The sequence below is a fragment of the Aliivibrio sp. S10_S31 genome, from assembly GCF_014694495.1.
Classification (GTDB): domain Bacteria; phylum Pseudomonadota; class Gammaproteobacteria; order Enterobacterales; family Vibrionaceae; genus Aliivibrio; species Aliivibrio fischeri.
Genome location: NZ_JAAUWR010000004.1, coordinates 52,126 through 68,194, shown reverse-complemented (window position 1 = coordinate 68,194; position 16,069 = coordinate 52,126). Strand labels below are relative to the sequence as shown.

The following is a 16,069-nucleotide window of genomic DNA, read 5'->3' as shown; positions in this document are numbered from 1 at the left end:
CTTTTTCTATTGTGCTATAACGTTAGGGTATCGATCTGAATACGGTCTTCAACCATAGTGATCATGACATTTTGATGCCAATACTCTTTGTCAATTTGATCGCTTAGCCAATAATTACCTGCGATGGAAATTAGCTCAGCTTGTAAGTTTTTACAGAAGACTTTTGCTTCTGCTTGCCCACTCGCACCAGCAATTGCTCTGCCGCGTAATGTGCCATGAATATGTATACTGCCATCGGCTATTACTTCAGCACCTGGACTTACGTTATTTAAGATCACAAGATCCGCATCTTTTGCATATATTTGCTGGCCTGAACGAATTGGTGTTTTTACCACTTTCGTTGGTTGCATATTTGCTTTTTGCGTTACTTGTTGAGGTGTAAAAGATGTCATTACTGCAAAGCCAGCAGCAGTTGCTTGAGCTTGCTTTTGTTTATCTTTACAACCTGTAATTCCAACAGGAATCATGCCGGTACGTTCGACACCAGATTTTAGCTCAACAAAGTTAATTTCATTCGATACATTTTCAATGTTAACGACAACGGGTGCAGAAGCAAAAAAAGAAGGTGCTTGTGCCACTTTTTGCTCAAGCATATTTAATGCTAAAGCAACGTCATCATTAGGCAAATGTAATACTGAAAGGGTGAAATTACTGCCCTTTAAATCGGCTGTTTTTGTCATACTATTCTGTATCTTGATAATTTTAATACCACAAATCTGATACCATGTTATAGTCACTTCGACTGTACAGCAAGTTATCTTATTGTCAGAAGTCTACTTTTTAGCAAGCCTCTCACCAAATAGACATTAATCATTTGAAATAAGTTGAGAGCAAGATCAATCCTTTCAAAAAATAGGTTATAAAATGTTCTGTTCCATTTATAAAAGCACGAAAAAACAAGGTGCTTATCTTTATATTGAGAAAAAAGATGATTTTGCCCCTGTACCGCAAGAACTTATGTCGATGTTCGGTACTCCAACCATGGTAATGGTGGTAAATTTAGAAGGCAGAAAACTGGCTTCAGTTGATGTAGAAAAAGTAAAAACAGCAATAAAAGAAAATGGATTCTTTTTGCAGTTACCGCCACCACCAGAAAACCTGCTTGAAAAATACAAAAAAGATAAAGCAGCAAGAGAAGAGAATTAATTTTATGAAGAGAAAATTACTGCTAGGGATAGTCAGTTTATTTTTGGCAACATCAGCATCAGCAACTCCTGAAGGAGATTTTCAAGATTACATTGTAGGGTTGAAAAATGAAGCTCGGGAAATTGGGATTTCAGAACCGATTTTAGAACGTGCATTTAAAAACGTTGCATTTAAAGAGAAAGCCGTAAAATCAGATCGTAATCAACCAGAGAAGAAATTGACTCTGGATGAGTATATTCCAAGAGCTGTGCCAAAATGGAAAATTAAGCAAGCGAATGATTTATATAAAAAACACTACAAAGAGTTAAATCGAATTGGTGAAGAGTATGGCGTTCAACCACGATTTATTGTCGCGTTATGGGGTGTTGAAAGTAACTTTGGTAAATTAACGGGTGGTTATAACGTTATTGAAGCATTAACGACGTTGGCTTATGACGGCCGTCGTGAAGCGTTCTTCAAAAAGCAAACCATGGCAGCATTGACCATTTTACAGCAAGGTCACATTACACCTGAAAACATGAAAGGCTCATGGGCTGGTGCAATGGGTCAATGCCAATTCATGCCAACATCATTTTTATCTTATGCTGTTGATGGAAATGGTGATGGAAAAAAAGACATTTGGAATACGCATGCCGATGTATTTGCTTCTGCCGCTAATTACTTAAAACAAGTGGGTTGGGACGATACTTATACATGGGGACGTCAAGTGCAATTGCCAGACTCTTTAGATGCTGAAAGTTTGAAAGGTTTATCGGAAGAAAAAGGTAAATCATTGGCACAATGGCAAGAGTTAGGTGTTCGTCGTTTAACCGGTAAAGCATTACCTGATGCAGATATTAAAGCATGGTTAGTTCAACCTGATGATAAAGATGGTCGAGCATACCTTGTATACAATAACTACCAAGTATTAATGGATTGGAACCGTTCGCATTATTTTGCGTTAGCGGTAAGTCACTTAGCTGATTCGATTAAGTAACAGAGCAGGGTTCAGATCGCTTCGCTCAAAGGATTCAGGGGTGTTTGTTGTGAGTTTATTGCTTACAACTAGTCCCCTGAGACCTGAAAGGGAGCTGGCGACCGACCTAGTCCCTGCTCTTACTTTCTCTTAAATATCCAACGGTTTTCCTTTCAGCAACCTTCTTACCCATAATCTTCCTGGATGCAATCCCTCAAGTACTGAATTTGGTAGTGGAATTGGGTCACCCATAATTTGTGATGCTAAAGTTTCTGCTAATAATGGGGCAGAGCTCAATCCTCTAGAACCGAGTGTTAGCATGCAGAACAAACCATCATAAACAGGAATATCTTTAGCTTCACGCAACCAGTGGCGTTTTTTATAGATGTTTTTGTATTCTTCTTGCATATCTTCAAAACGTACCACGTTTCCGATAAATGGTAGGTGATCACGACTAGCACACCGAATGCCTACACGAGCTTGGTTATCGCTAGTATCAACGTCGTTTGGCCACGTTTCGTTTGGAATACATTTTCGTAATCTCTCGCCATTCTCGATTTGGTCTGACTCTTTAAATGCAAGATCCAAATCGCGACGATCATAACTAGCACCAATACAGTGAGTTTGATGTTTGCTATTTTCAGGCGTTAGGTAACCGTCATAACATAATACGGTGTTCAGATTTTTTAGTGATTCTGTCGTTGGAATATGACTGACTTGTCCACGAACAGGTGTCGCTGGAATGTCTTTAGTTTGCGCAAAATCAGTGAATCTGTGCCCATTTGCAACCACAACGGCTTGATGTTGGTAAGCATTGCTATCTGATGACAGAATCCATTGTTGTTCTTCGTTCTGTGTTAAGGCGGTTATTTCTGAATCACAATGTAGAGTGAACAGTGGATTATTTGATAAATGTTCAAATAATCCACGAGTTAATTGTTTTGGACATAACCAGCCACCTAATGGGTAGTGGACGCTTTCCATATTAATCGGTAAGCCAACCATTTGATTGGTTTTCTCGATATCAAAAGAAGAGACAAGTTCATTAGGGAAATTCCCTTCAAGCATTTTATTTAGCTTATTGGCGGATTTTTCATCCCATTTTAACTGAGTAACACCACACCAATCATGATCAAATTCTACGTGTTTAGCGGCTTGGTCGATAAACTGACGAGCAAAAATAAATCCTGGACCAAAGAAACGAGAAAGAGAATTGAATTTCTCATTAAGCAGTGGGTATACAGCACCTTGTTTATTACCTGATGCCCCTTGTGCTGATTTCTCATCTTTGCAATAAACACTCACTTTTACACCACGTCTAATTAAGGTTGTGGCTAATGCAGCACTAGCAACACCGCCTCCTATAATAGCAACGTCAGTGATGTTTTCTTTGGTTGAACGGGCATACCATACTTCATGGTTTGCTTTGGTTGTACGCTCCGTTAATGTGCCCGCAATCATTTCACGCTTATGCCCAAAGCCTTTGACTTTCTTCATATCAAAGCCAGCTTCAATTAGGCCTCTACGAACAAACCCAGCTGCAGTAAACGTAGCACAGGTACAGTTTTCTTTGGCTAGGCTTGCCATATTATTAAAAAGAGTCTGATTCCACATTTCAGGGTTTTTACTTGGCGCAAAACCATCGAGGAACCATGCATCTATGAGTCCTTTATCGTCCATCCAGATCTGAGGCATACAATCTTTTATGTCACCAAACCAGAGATCAAGTGTTATCATGCCGTCTTCTAGTACTAAACGATGGCAATCAGGTACGGCAGCTGGATAGTGTTCTTGTAATTGTTCAGCAAATTGAGCCAATTCTGGCCACGCTTGATGAGCTTTAATTAAATCAGATTTAGTAACTGGAAATTTTTCAAAGCTAACAAAGTGAAGCTCTTTTAAAGGAGCATCAGGGTATTGTGAACGGAACTCTTTGAACCATTGCCATACAGCAAGAAAGTTTAATCCAGTCCCAAATCCTGTTTCACCAATCACAAAACGACGTTGGTCATATTCTTGCCATCTTTGTGGAAGATGATTTTGTTGTAAGAACACATAACGTGTTTCTTCTAACCCATTATCGTTAGAAAAATACACGTCATCAAAATCATTTGAGACGGGTGTTCCAGACTCATTCCATTCAAGGACTGCATTAGTGATGCTGTTTTGTGGTAAAATGTGGTTTTGTGACATAAATTTGTACCATTAAAGATAATCTACGTCGGATTTTAACGACTTATAGGAAAGCTGACCACTTTGTTGTGCTATCTTCGCTATTATCTACCAAGATTTATGACTTATTAGGAAAGAATCATGAAAAGAGCCGTAATTACAGGCATGGGCATTGTTTCAAGTATCGGTAACAATGCAGAAGAAGTATTAGAGTCTCTGAAAGCTGGTAAATCAGGCATTAACTTCTCTGAGCAGTTTGCTGAAAAAGGTCTGCGCAGTAATGTTTGGGGCGATTTGAAAATGAACCCTGCTGATCACATTGATCGCAAAAAAATGCGTTTCATGGGTGATGCGGCTGCATTTGCTTACATCTCAATGGAGCAAGCAGTAGCGGATTCTGGCTTAACAGAAGATCAAGTTTCAAATGAGCGTACAGGTATTGTTGCGGGTTCTGGTGGTGCATCATCACTAAACCAAGTAAATGCAGTTGATATCTTGCGTGAGAAAGGCGTTAAGCGTGTTGGTCCTTACATGGTTCCACGTACAATGGCGTCAACGGTTTCTGCATGTCTTGCAACACCGTTTAAAATTAAAGGCGTGAACTACTCAATGAGTTCAGCTTGTGCAACATCTGCACACTGTATCGGTCACGCAGTAGAGCTTATCCAACTAGGTAAACAAGACGTAATGTTTGCTGGTGGTGGTGAAGAGCTAGATTGGTCTCTGACTATGATGTTTGATGCAATGGGCGCATTATCATCTAAGTATAACGATACTCCAGAAAAAGCATCTCGTACTTATGATGCAGACCGTGATGGTTTCGTAATCTCTGGTGGTGGCGGTATGCTAGTTATCGAAGAACTTGAGCACGCACTTGCTCGTGGCGCTAAAATTTACGGTGAAATCGTAGGTTACGGTGCAACATCTGATGGCTACGACATGGTAGCACCATCAGGCGAAGGCGCAGTTCGTTGTATGAAAATGGCGATGCAAAACGTAGACAGCGTTGATTACGTGAACACTCACGGTACATCAACACCTGTAGGTGATGCAAAAGAGCTAGGTGCAATCCAAGAAGTATTTGGTGCTAACAGCCCTGCAATTTCTGCAACTAAAGCAATGACAGGTCACGCACTAGGCGCAGCTGGTGTTCATGAAGCTATTTACTCTACTCTAATGTTAGAGCACGGTTTCATCGCGCCAAGCATCAACGTTGAAACGCTAGACCCAGCAGCTGAAGGTCTTGATATCGTAACTGAAAAACGAGATCAAGCACTGAACACAGTAATGTCAAACAGCTTCGGTTTTGGTGGCACAAACGCAACGCTAGTTATTAAGAAATACGAAGCGTAATAGTGTAATCACTGAAAACAAATAATAAAAACCCAGTCACTTAAATTGGCTGGGTTTTTTTATACCTGTTTTTTGTTATGGAAGTGATAAACTGAATTCATGAATTGAAAGGATAACTGATTAAAAAATGAAAATACTGATTGATGAAAATATGCCTTATGCTGCTGAACTGTTTAGTGAGTTAGGTGAAGTTATTGCTAAATCAGGCAGAACACTAACTGCTGACGATCTGATTGATGTGGATGCATTGATGATTCGTTCAGTAACGAAAGTCAATGCTGAGTTACTCTCGCAAGCCAATAAGCTGAAATTTGTCGGTACGGCAACTGCTGGCATGGATCATGTTGATCAAGCATTGCTGAAAGAGAAGGGTATTTTCTTTACCGCCGCGCCGGGCTGTAACAAAGTCGGTGTGGCGGAGTACGTATTAAGTTGTTTAATGGTATTAGCTCAACAGCATGGTTTTTCTATTTTCGATAAAACCTTTGGAATTGTTGGTGCTGGGCAGGTTGGTTCTTATTTAGCTCAGTGTTTAGATGCATTGAATATTTCTTATCTTTTGAATGATCCAATTAAAGAGCAAGAGGGCGACTCTCGCTCATTCGTAGCATTGGATGAATTACTAGAAAAATCAGATGTCATCACTCTTCATACACCGATTACTCGTGATGGTGAATATCCTACGCATCATCTCATTGGACAAAAAACATTATCAAAATTACGTAATGACCAAATATTAATTAATGCTGCCCGTGGCCCTGTGGTAGATAATCAAGCCTTAAAACAACGTTTGCTAAAACAAGACGGCTTTAAAGCGGTACTGGATGTTTTTGAGTTTGAACCAGACGTTGATATGGAATTATTGCCGTTATTATCTTTTGCTACTCCGCATATTGCAGGGTATGGATTAGAAGGTAAAGCGCGTGGTACGACAATGATATTTAACTCTTACTGTGAATTTTTAAAACGCAGTGAAAGAGCCGACCCTCAAACATTATTACCGATAGCACCGATTCCTAACGTGAGATTAAATCAACAATGGGATCATTCAACACTGCACAATTTGATTCAGTTAGTCTATGATGTGCGAAAAGATGATGCTGTATTTAGAAAAGAAATCACAACTGTCGGAGCGTTTGATAAAATGCGTAAAGATTATTGGGATAGAAGAGAATACAGTGCTATCACGATCACAGGGACTCAATGCTGTGATCTTACTCCGTTACAACAACTTGGATTTACAATCGAGGAAGTCTAATGACTCAAGAATTTGATGTTGCCATTCTTGGCGCAACTGGTGCCGTTGGCGAAGCAATCGTAGAAGTATTACAAGATCGTAATTTTCCGGTTCGCAATTTATACCTTTTAGCGTCAGAGCGCAGTGAAGGTAAAACAGTTCGTTTTAATGGTAAAACATTAACCGTTGAGAACGTAGAAGAGTTTGATTGGAGCCAAGTACAAATCGGTCTATTTTCTGCGGGCGGTGAATTATCAGCTAAATGGGCACCAATTGCTGCTGATTCAGGCGTAGTCGTTATTGATAACACATCACACTTCCGTTATGACCACGATATTCCATTGGTTATTCCTGAAGTAAACCCTGAAGCGTTAGCTGATTTCCGTAATCGTAATATTATTGCGAACCCTAACTGTTCAACGATTCAAATGTTAGTTGCTTTAAAACCGATTCACGATGCCGTAGGTATTGAACGTATCAACGTATCAACATACCAATCAGTGTCTGGTTCAGGTAAAGCAGGAATTGATGAGTTAGCAGGTCAAACCGCTAAATTATTAAATGGTTTACCAGCAGAAAATAAAGCATACGATAAGCAAATTGCGTTTAACTGTTTGCCTCACATTGATGAGTTTATGGATAACGGCTACACCAAAGAAGAAATGAAAATGGTGTGGGAAACGCAAAAAATCTTTGCTGATGATACGATTACAGTAAACCCAACATGTGTACGTGTACCTGTATTTTACGGTCACGCAGAAGCCGTTCATATTGAAACTCGTGCACCAATCGATGCTGCTGAAGCAACGCGTTTACTTGAAGAAACCGATGGTATCGAAGTATTCCACGGTAATGATTACCCAACACAAGTAAGTGATGCTACGGGTAAAGATCATGTAATGGTTGCTCGTATTCGTGAAGATATCAGCCATTCAATGGGCTTAAATATGTGGGTAGTTGCAGATAATGTGCGTAAAGGCGCAGCAACAAACGCAGTTCAAATTGCAGAAGTGCTAATCCGAGATTACTACTAATAATAGTGCTTTAACTTGTTTTTTATAAAATAAAGAGCGTTATTTACTTTAAATTAAAAGCCTTAGTGAAAACTAAGGCTTTTTTCTTCCATAAAGCACACAGTTTTTGCTTAAAAACTACAGTTTTTTTATTATTATCCGATATAGTTACACAGGTATTGATTTTTCATTTTATTAAGAGGCATCTCTAGTGTCTGACGCATCACAAAAAATATTTAAAACGCTGACACCTTTAGCGTTATTCGTTGCCGCACAGTGCTCACAAGCGCACGCCGCGAGCACTATCCAAATCGTTGGTCCTGAAGGTAAGGATCAAACCGTCAGCTCACAGGTTGTAACTGAAGCACAACCGGCTAAGGTATATACCAAATCAGTACCCGCTGAAAAAGCACCACAAGCAAAAGCATCAACCAGAATTTATGGGCCGACGAGAGAAGACGAAACATTATGGTCTATCGCTAGCCGTGTAAATCCATCAAATACAACATCTGTGCAGCAAACGCTGCTCGCTATTTATCGTTTGAACCCACAAGCATTTGAAAATAACAACATTCATGGGTTAGAGCCAAATAGCCGATTACGTTTACCGACACTAGAGCAAGTTCGACGTGAAAATACTGATGATGCTAAACAGCTATTGCTTGCGCATAATAAAAAGCTATCAGCTCAAAAAGCGTCTGAAGCTCAAGTTAAAAGAACTGTTAAGACTGAAAAACCAGCACCTACGCCAAAACCTGCGGTAGTTCCAGTTAAAACTGAAGCTAAGGTTCAAGAGCCAAAGCCAGCTAAAGACGTGGTTAAATCAGTTGCACCAGTTGCTGAACCAACGGCCTCTGTTGTTGCTTTAAAAACTGAATTAGATACAACAGAACAAGAGTTCACTGCACTTCAAGAAAACAATCACCAATTACGAGTGCGACTAGCACAAGTTCAAAATGAAGTTGATAACTTAAAAAGTGAATTAGGCGATGAAGACCGTATTCGCAATGAAGTAGAAAAATTCATTAATGAACAAAAACAACTTGCTGCTGCTGATAAAAAAGTTGAACCAACAGCAATGGATAAGTTGGCATCTAGCCCAGGTTTAATTGCCTCTTTGGCATTAATCCCAGGAGCTCTCATTGCTGGTTTAATTGCATTCTTCTTATTCCGTCGTAAAAAAGAGGAAGAAGAAGGCGAAGGTGAAGCTCAATCAGAGCAACAACCTGCGCCGTTAGTTATGCCTGAAGACAATTTCAATATGGATGATGATATCCCTGAAATTAGTTTGGATGACGATGATGATATTCTTAGCGATTTAAATAATGATGAATTCATCTTTGATGAACAGTCAGATTCAAATGATGACCTATTTGCTGAGTTTGAAACAGACAACGACAACACAGATGAAGACCCATTTGCAGAGTTAGAATCAGATTCTGATTTGGATTCTCTGAGTTTAGAAGATGAGAGTGATCTTGATTTAGAGCTTGGCGGATTAGATGATCTTGATGATGACTTAGATATGTCATCAAGTGCTTTGACCGTAGGTGCTGAAGAGAAGGCGCTTGGCCTTGAAGAGATGGAAAAAGCACTGAATGATTTTGATAGTGACCTATTCTCAGAAAGTGATTTAGAAGCAGAAGATGATGATTTTGACTTATCGTTAATTGATGATTCAGATTCAGAAAAAACATCATCAATTCCAGAGCTTGAAGAAACAGAAGAACTGGAAGGTGGTGAACTTGATCAATCGATGCTAGATGATTTATTTGCTTCAGTTGACGACGAAGATGAAGACGAATCCGTTCTAGACCAAGGTTGGGATCTTGATGAAAATGAAGAAACTAAGCTTGCACCAGAAACTGAAAAAGTAGAAGCAAAAACAGACTCACTTGAAGATGAGTTGGATTTTGATGAACTGCTTTCTGGTATGGCTGACGAAGAGTCAGAAAAAGAATCGGTTGTTGAAGATGATATTGATTTAGACTTAGAAGATGAAAGTACGGCATTACTTGATGAACTATTAGACGAATCTGATGATGAAACAGAAGATGAGTTCGATTTAGAAGATAACAGTACTGCTTTATTAGATGAGTTAATTGATGAATCTGATGAAGAGCAAGGCGATGATCTAGATATTGATGCTGATAGCACTGCTTTACTTGATGAGCTGTTAGATGATGAAGAACTTGATGATAAAGATGACATCACATTAGAAGAAGATAGCACAGCTCTACTTGATGAGTTATTAGCTGATGATGATGAAAAGAGTGATAACTTTGAGTTAGATGAAGACAGTACCGCTCTTTTAGATGAACTTATTGGTGATGACGCTGATGAGGAAAATGAAACTCTGGGAAAGACTGGCGTTGATGCTGAAGTTGACGGTGTAGCAGCATCAGAAGCGCTTTCTGAAGACACCCCTAGAGATGAAGATTGGCTAATTGAAGATGATGAAGAAGACGAAGGTGATATTCCTTTGTTTGAATCTGTGTCAGAAAATGAGCACGTTTCTGAGTTAGATTCAGAAGAGGATGAGATTACATCTGAAGCTGATTTATTTGAATCAACAGAACCTCAAGTACAGGAAGATGAATTAGCTGAATCGGTATCTGAATCTGACATTTTAAAAGAGTTTGAAGAAGACGATCTTGATTCACTGCTAGCTGATGATGAAAGCTTACTTGATTTAGACGAAGAGTCAGTTGATCTTGAAGCATTAAATGAAGGTGAGGCGCTGAATGAAGAAAGCAAAGATGCATTCTCATTCGACGAAGAACTTGAGTCTGAAGAAGTAGAAGAAACAGACGTTTCTGAACTTGCAGAGCTAACAGAACCTGAAGTGATGGCAGAAGATGTTACTGAAGAAACAGTAACTCCTGAAGTTGAAAGCACAGAAGCTCTTGAAGAAGATGATCTTGATGAAGCAACGCTTGATTCGCTGTTAGCTGATGATGAAAGCTTACTTGATTTAGACGAAGAGTCCGTTGATCTTGACGCATTAAATGAAGGTGAAGCGCTGAATGAAGAAAGTAAAGATGCATTCTCATTCGATGAAGAACTTGAGTCTGAAGTAGAAGAGACAGAAGTTTCTGAACTTGAAGAGTCAACAGAATCTGAAGTAATAGCAGAAGATACTGTTGAAGAATCGGTGACATCTGATGTTGAAAATACTGAAGCTCTTGAAGAAGATACGCTTAATGAAGATGATCTTGATTCGCTGTTAGCTGATGATGAAAGTCTACTTGATTTAGACGAAGAGTCAGTTGATCTTGACGTATTAAATGAAGATGAAGCGTTAAATGAAAACAGTGAAGACGCATTCTCATTTGATGAAGAGCTTGAGTCAGAAGTAGAAGAGACAGACGTTTCTGAACTTGCAGAGCCAACAGAGTCTGAAGTAATAGCAGAAGATACGCTTGATGAAGACGATCTTGATTCACTGCTAGCTGATGATGAAAGCCTGCTTGATTTAGAGGAAGATCCAGTTGAACTTACAGAATTAACTGACGATGAAGATGATAATGATTTCTCTCTAGATGATTTTGTAGAACAAAATGCAACGGACTTTAGTCAAAAGAGTGAAGAAGAGAGCTCTGTATCTGAATTGGATTTAGATGGCGACGAAGAAGAGCAAGATACAAAGTTTGACGGATTATCTATTGAAGATGCATTAGCAGCTCTAGGTGGTGATGACAATGAAATCGATGATTCTGCGTTTAATCTTGATTCAACTGAGGAAGAAACAGAAATCGCTCCATCTCGTGAAGAGTTTAATTTTACTTCGCAAGTATCTGATGAAGAGAAAGAAGCATTAACTCATTTAGATAGCGCTGGCTTAGATATCGACAGTATGCTTGAGGATGGTGGTAGTGATTGGAGTGGTTTCAGTCTTGATGGGCACTCTAATACAGAATCAGATCTTGAAGATGAAGATTGGTCAGAGCAACCTAATGTTGAAAATGACCCTCATGGCGAGAATCGTTTTTTAAGTATTGAAGCATTGATTGCTGAAACTGAAAAGGGCGATAAAAATGACTTTGAAGAAGAAGATTTAAATCTAGATGTAGGTTTGGATGAATTTCCAGACATGCTAGGCAACGTTGCAGAACATGATGTTGATGTAAACAGCGATGCTCAAAGTAAACTAGATTTAGCAAAAGCATACATTGAAATGTCTGATGATAAAGGCGCTTTAGAGTTGCTTGAGGACGTTCTTCGTAGTGATGATGTTTCCTTAAAAATCGAAGCTGAAAAATTAATGAAACAAATCGGCTAACTTAAGAAACAATATTAAAAAGGCGGTGGCAGTGAGCTCCGCCTTTTTTTATAATGATGTCTAATTGAATTAAAAGAAAAGAAATCATGCGAATAGCTCTATGTATTGAATATGATGGTGCCGAATATTACGGTTGGCAACGTCAAAGAGATGTAAACAGTGTCCAAGAAGAACTGGAAAAAGCATTAACGATTGTTGCTAATGAGCCTATTGAAGTTCATTGTGCAGGTCGAACGGATGCTGGCGTTCACGGTACAGGACAAGTCGTGCACTTTGATACAACAAGTTCTCGCAAATTAGCCGCATGGATGATGGGGGCGAATGCGAACTTACCAAAGAACATCGCTGTTCGTTGGGCAAAAGAGGTAAATGAGGATTTTCATGCTCGTTTTACTGCTACAGCTCGTCGTTATCGCTATATCATCTATAATAACCGTTTGCGTCCTGCAATTTTAGGGCATGGTGTTAGCCATTATCATGATGCGTTAGATGCTGATCTCATGCATGAAGCAGGACAGTATCTATTAGGTGAAAATGATTTTACGTCATTTCGTGCCGTTCATTGTCAATCACGTTCACCTTGGCGTAATTTAATGCACCTCAAAGTCACTCGTCACGGTGATTTTATTGTTATTGATATTAAAGCGAACGCTTTTGTTCACCATATGGTTCGTAATATTACCGGCAGCTTAATTGAAGTAGGCAAAGGAAAACAAAAACCAGAATGGATTAAATGGCTACTAGAAGCTAAAGACCGAAAACTGGCAGGGGCTACGGCTAAAGCTGAAGGTTTGTATCTTGTGGATGTTGACTACCCGCTAGAATGGGAATTACCGCGAGTACCACTAGGTCCTTTATTTCTGGATAATGATTGATTTATAACTACGAAAAGTAGAGATGGATTCAATATTGAAAATAGGTACAACCAGTTTTTTATCTACACTGGCGGATATTTATGGTTTAATCTATTTAATTGAATTTTATTCTCTTGCGATGGTGCGAGAGATCACTAATAGAAAGGTCGTCCATGAGTTGGCTTGAAAAGATTTTTAATACAAGCAATATTGTTAGTTCACGTAAAGCATCGATCCCTGAAGGGGTTTGGACGAAATGTACGTCATGTGAACAAGTTCTTTATTCTGCAGAATTAGAGCGTAACCTAGAAGTGTGTCCAAAATGTGACCACCATATGCGAATGAAAGCTCGTAAGCGTCTTGAAACATTCTTAGATGCAGAAGGTCGTGTTGAAATTGGTGCTGAATTAGAACCAAAAGATGTTTTAAAGTTTAAAGATTCAAAACGTTATAAAGATCGTATCTCTGCTGCACAGAAATCAAGTGATGAGACAGATGCTCTAGTGGTAATGAAAGGTACTCTATTAGAATTACCGGTTGTTGCATGTGCATTTGAATTCTCATTTATGGGTGGTTCAATGGGTTCTGTTGTTGGCGCTCGCTTTGTTAAAGCGGTAGATGCTGCAATTGAAAATAACTGTCCTCTTGTATGTTTCTCTGCAAGTGGTGGTGCACGTATGCAAGAGGCTCTTATGTCTCTAATGCAAATGGCAAAAACAAGTGCTGCTCTAGCTCGTTTGTCTCGTAAAGGCCTACCATTTTTCTCTGTACTAACTGACCCAACAATGGGTGGTGTGTCAGCAAGTTTAGCAATGCTAGGTGATATCAATATCGGTGAACCAAAAGCGTTAATCGGTTTTGCTGGTCGTCGTGTTATTGAGCAAACTGTACGTGAAGATCTTCCTGAAGGTTTCCAACGTAGTGAATTCTTGCTTGAACATGGTGCAATTGACATGATTGTTGATCGTCGTGAAATGCGTCAACGTATCGGTGGGTTAATGGCTAAAATGACGAATCAAGAGTCACCATTAGTTGTTCCTGTTGATGGTTCGCACTAAGAATTAAATCAAATGGGACCAAGGTTGTTAGTTCTTACTTTAAAACAGCAACCTAAGTCATATATACTGTCACTATATTCGTTAGTGAAGTAGTTGAATTATGACAACATTTGATTCTCCGAAAGCCACATCTGATTTGTCGATGTGGCTTCGTTATTTAGAAAGCATTCATACCAGTGCAATAGATTTAGGTTTAGACCGTGTTCAGCGTGTTGCACAACGTGCAAAATTAACTAAACCAGCACCAACGGTAATCACAGTTGCAGGAACGAACGGTAAAGGCTCAACCTGTGCATTAATGGAATCTATTTTAATCAATGCTGGTTATCGTGTTGGTGTTTATAGTTCTCCTCATCTTATTCGTTACAACGAACGTATTCGTATTAATGGTAACGACTTATCTGATTCTCTTATTTCTCAGTCTTTTGCTGCTATTGAAGCGTGGCGTAAAGATATTTCACTTAGTCTTTTTGAATTCGGAACGCTTTCTGCTCTTTGGGCTTTTAAAGCGCATCAAGTTGATGTGGTTTTGCTTGAAGTTGGTCTTGGTGGACGTTTAGATGCAACTAATGTTGTTGATCATGACGTGTCAATTATTACAAGCCTAGCCGTTGATCACGTTGATTGGTTGGGTGATGATATTGAAGTGATTGGTTTTGAAAAGGCGGGCATTTTTCGTTCAGAAAAACCAGCTATTTGTGGTCAACCTAATCCACCCTCAAGTGTTGCAGCCCATGCTGATGATATTAATGCTGATTTATATCAGGTTGGCTATCAATTTGATTATAACGTGCATGCAGATACTCAAACGTGGTCGTGGAAGAGTGGGGCATTTGATTTAGATAACTTACCATTACCTAATTTACCATTGGCGAATGCAGCGACGGCTATTATGGCTTTAGGTGTTTCAGGATTAGAATTGAGTGATATTAATATTGTTGAAGGTTTAAAAACAGCAAGGTTACCTGGAAGAATGCAGCGATTAACTCGTGGTAATTCTGAATTTGAGCCTACGATTATACTTGATGTTGCGCATAACCCACATTCGGCGCACTATCTTGTACAGCAAGTAAGACAGCGTTTCCCAAATAAGAAAATCCATGCAGTAGTAGGGATGTTACATGATAAAGACATTAAATCGACCTTAGGCGAGTTCACGGGAGTGATTGATGTTTGGTATCCTGCATCGTTATCAGGGCCAAGAGCGGCTAATGCAAGTGAATTAACCGCTGTTTTATCAAAAGAAATAACAGAATATTCATCACCTGTTGATGCTTTTAAAGTAGCATTACAACAGGCAGAAAATGATGATTTAATTTTAGTCTTCGGATCATTCCATACGGTCGGTGAAGTATGGGATTACTGGAAAAAAGAAGCATGAGGAACATGAGTGTCTAGTCCATTTCAACGACGTTTAGTCGGAACCATAATATTGGTTGCTATTGGGGTAATTGTTTTACCTGATCTATTTGATGGTAAGAAAAAACATTACCAAGAAGAATTTGCAAGCATTCCAATTAAGCCTGAGCTTTCTAAAGATGTAGAGCAATTTGAGATTCAAGAGCCGGTTGATTTTGATGCGGAACTTCCAGATGAACCTGTCGAAGTAACTATTGAATCTTCACCTACTGAGCCTGAAAAGGAAACGTTGACGATTGTTGAGAAAAAACAACCACAACTTTCTAAAGTGGATTATGCAAAAAGCGCATGGATCATTCAGCTTGGTGTATTTAGAAATGCAGATAACGCAAAAAATCTTGCTCTTAAGTTACGTAAGCAAGGTTACCAAGCACATACTTTCCCTAAAGATCCACAACCAGGTGATTTAGTTCGAGTTGCTGTTGGTCCAGATGTTTCTAAACCTGATCTAGAAAAGCAACTGCCAAAATTAAAAGAAATAACTGGCTTAAATGGTCAATTGCTCAAATTTACACCACTAAACCCATAAGAAAACGTTTGCGTAGCGGATTTTTCTGTTAAAATGCGCAGCAACAGAGAA

Annotated in this window: 12 protein-coding genes; 10 read left to right on the top strand and 2 right to left on the bottom strand. The window is 39.2% G+C overall.

Features of this window, described 5'->3' with window-relative positions:
- Positions 1-14: 14 nt before the first annotated feature.
- A complete protein-coding gene (minC, locus tag HC728_RS04640; RefSeq protein ID WP_190395165.1) occupies positions 15-680 on the bottom strand; it encodes a septum site-determining protein MinC in 666 nt (221 codons plus the stop codon).
- Between the two features lie 184 nt (positions 681-864).
- On the opposite strand from minC, the gene HC728_RS04635 reads away from it, so the two are divergent.
- Both HC728_RS04635 and HC728_RS04630 read left to right on the top strand, forming a co-directional pair.
- Positions 865-1,146 carry a YcgL domain-containing protein gene (locus HC728_RS04635; RefSeq protein WP_005420040.1) on the top strand — a complete coding sequence of 94 codons (282 nt, stop codon included), beginning with the start codon at positions 865-867 and terminating at the stop codon, positions 1,144-1,146.
- Positions 1,147-1,150: 4 nt separating this feature from the next.
- Positions 1,151-2,122, top strand: coding sequence for a lytic transglycosylase domain-containing protein (locus HC728_RS04630; RefSeq protein WP_005420038.1), 972 nt, complete (start codon positions 1,151-1,153; stop codon positions 2,120-2,122).
- 129 nt (positions 2,123-2,251) lie between these two features.
- Here the strand turns inward: HC728_RS04630 and mnmC are convergent, their stop codons facing one another.
- Complete coding sequence (gene mnmC, locus HC728_RS04625; protein WP_190395164.1) at positions 2,252-4,294, bottom strand: bifunctional tRNA (5-methylaminomethyl-2-thiouridine)(34)-methyltransferase MnmD/FAD-dependent 5-carboxymethylaminomethyl-2-thiouridine(34) oxidoreductase MnmC; 2,043 nt, start codon at positions 4,292-4,294, stop codon at positions 2,252-2,254.
- Between the two features lie 120 nt (positions 4,295-4,414).
- Here mnmC and fabB point away from each other — a divergent pair, with 120 nt between their 5' ends.
- The 8 genes from fabB to HC728_RS04585 all read left to right on the top strand — a co-directional run bounded on the left by fabB (position 4,415) and on the right by HC728_RS04585 (position 16,018).
- The gene (gene fabB, locus HC728_RS04620) at positions 4,415-5,626 is read left to right on the top strand and encodes a beta-ketoacyl-ACP synthase I (RefSeq protein WP_005420034.1); all 1,212 of its coding nucleotides are present in this window, start codon (positions 4,415-4,417) and stop codon (positions 5,624-5,626) included.
- Positions 5,627-5,753: 127 nt separating this feature from the next.
- Positions 5,754-6,884, top strand: coding sequence for a 4-phosphoerythronate dehydrogenase (locus tag HC728_RS04615; RefSeq protein WP_190395163.1), 1,131 nt, complete (start codon positions 5,754-5,756; stop codon positions 6,882-6,884).
- Complete coding sequence (locus HC728_RS04610) at positions 6,884-7,897, top strand: aspartate-semialdehyde dehydrogenase (RefSeq protein WP_012534156.1); 1,014 nt, start codon at positions 6,884-6,886, stop codon at positions 7,895-7,897. Before HC728_RS04615 ends, HC728_RS04610 begins: the two co-directional genes overlap by 1 nt.
- A gap of 190 nt (positions 7,898-8,087) precedes the next feature.
- Positions 8,088-12,158 carry a FimV/HubP family polar landmark protein gene (locus HC728_RS04605; protein WP_190395162.1) on the top strand — a complete coding sequence of 1,357 codons (4,071 nt, stop codon included), beginning with the start codon at positions 8,088-8,090 and terminating at the stop codon, positions 12,156-12,158.
- A gap of 86 nt (positions 12,159-12,244) precedes the next feature.
- Positions 12,245-13,033: a tRNA pseudouridine(38-40) synthase TruA gene (truA, locus tag HC728_RS04600; protein ID WP_005420027.1), complete on the top strand. Its 789-nt coding sequence runs from the start codon at positions 12,245-12,247 to the stop codon at positions 13,031-13,033.
- A 152-nt stretch (positions 13,034-13,185) separates the two neighbouring features.
- Positions 13,186-14,070, top strand: coding sequence for an acetyl-CoA carboxylase, carboxyltransferase subunit beta (gene accD / locus HC728_RS04595; RefSeq protein ID WP_005420025.1), 885 nt, complete (start codon positions 13,186-13,188; stop codon positions 14,068-14,070).
- Between the two features lie 100 nt (positions 14,071-14,170).
- Positions 14,171-15,451, top strand: coding sequence for a bifunctional tetrahydrofolate synthase/dihydrofolate synthase (folC, locus tag HC728_RS04590; RefSeq protein ID WP_190395161.1), 1,281 nt, complete (start codon positions 14,171-14,173; stop codon positions 15,449-15,451).
- Between the two features lie 9 nt (positions 15,452-15,460).
- Positions 15,461-16,018 carry an SPOR domain-containing protein gene (locus tag HC728_RS04585; RefSeq protein ID WP_072055585.1) on the top strand — a complete coding sequence of 186 codons (558 nt, stop codon included), beginning with the start codon at positions 15,461-15,463 and terminating at the stop codon, positions 16,016-16,018.
- The last annotated feature ends 51 nt before the right edge of the window (positions 16,019-16,069 follow it).

Excerpts from the sequence above, each read along its gene's own strand:
- minC (WP_190395165.1), bottom strand. The coding sequence starts at position 680 with ATGACAAAAACAGCCGATTTAAAGGGCAGTAATTTCACCCTTTCAGTA.
- HC728_RS04635 (WP_005420040.1), top strand. The coding sequence starts at position 865 with ATGTTCTGTTCCATTTATAAAAGCACGAAAAAACAAGGTGCTTATCTT.
- HC728_RS04630 (WP_005420038.1), top strand. The coding sequence starts at position 1,151 with ATGAAGAGAAAATTACTGCTAGGGATAGTCAGTTTATTTTTGGCAACA.
- mnmC (WP_190395164.1), bottom strand. The coding sequence starts at position 4,294 with ATGTCACAAAACCACATTTTACCACAAAACAGCATCACTAATGCAGTC.
- fabB (WP_005420034.1), top strand. The coding sequence starts at position 4,415 with ATGAAAAGAGCCGTAATTACAGGCATGGGCATTGTTTCAAGTATCGGT.
- HC728_RS04615 (WP_190395163.1), top strand. The coding sequence starts at position 5,754 with ATGAAAATACTGATTGATGAAAATATGCCTTATGCTGCTGAACTGTTT.
- HC728_RS04610 (WP_012534156.1), top strand. The coding sequence starts at position 6,884 with ATGACTCAAGAATTTGATGTTGCCATTCTTGGCGCAACTGGTGCCGTT.
- truA (WP_005420027.1), top strand. The coding sequence starts at position 12,245 with ATGCGAATAGCTCTATGTATTGAATATGATGGTGCCGAATATTACGGT.
- accD (WP_005420025.1), top strand. The coding sequence starts at position 13,186 with ATGAGTTGGCTTGAAAAGATTTTTAATACAAGCAATATTGTTAGTTCA.
- folC (WP_190395161.1), top strand. The coding sequence starts at position 14,171 with ATGACAACATTTGATTCTCCGAAAGCCACATCTGATTTGTCGATGTGG.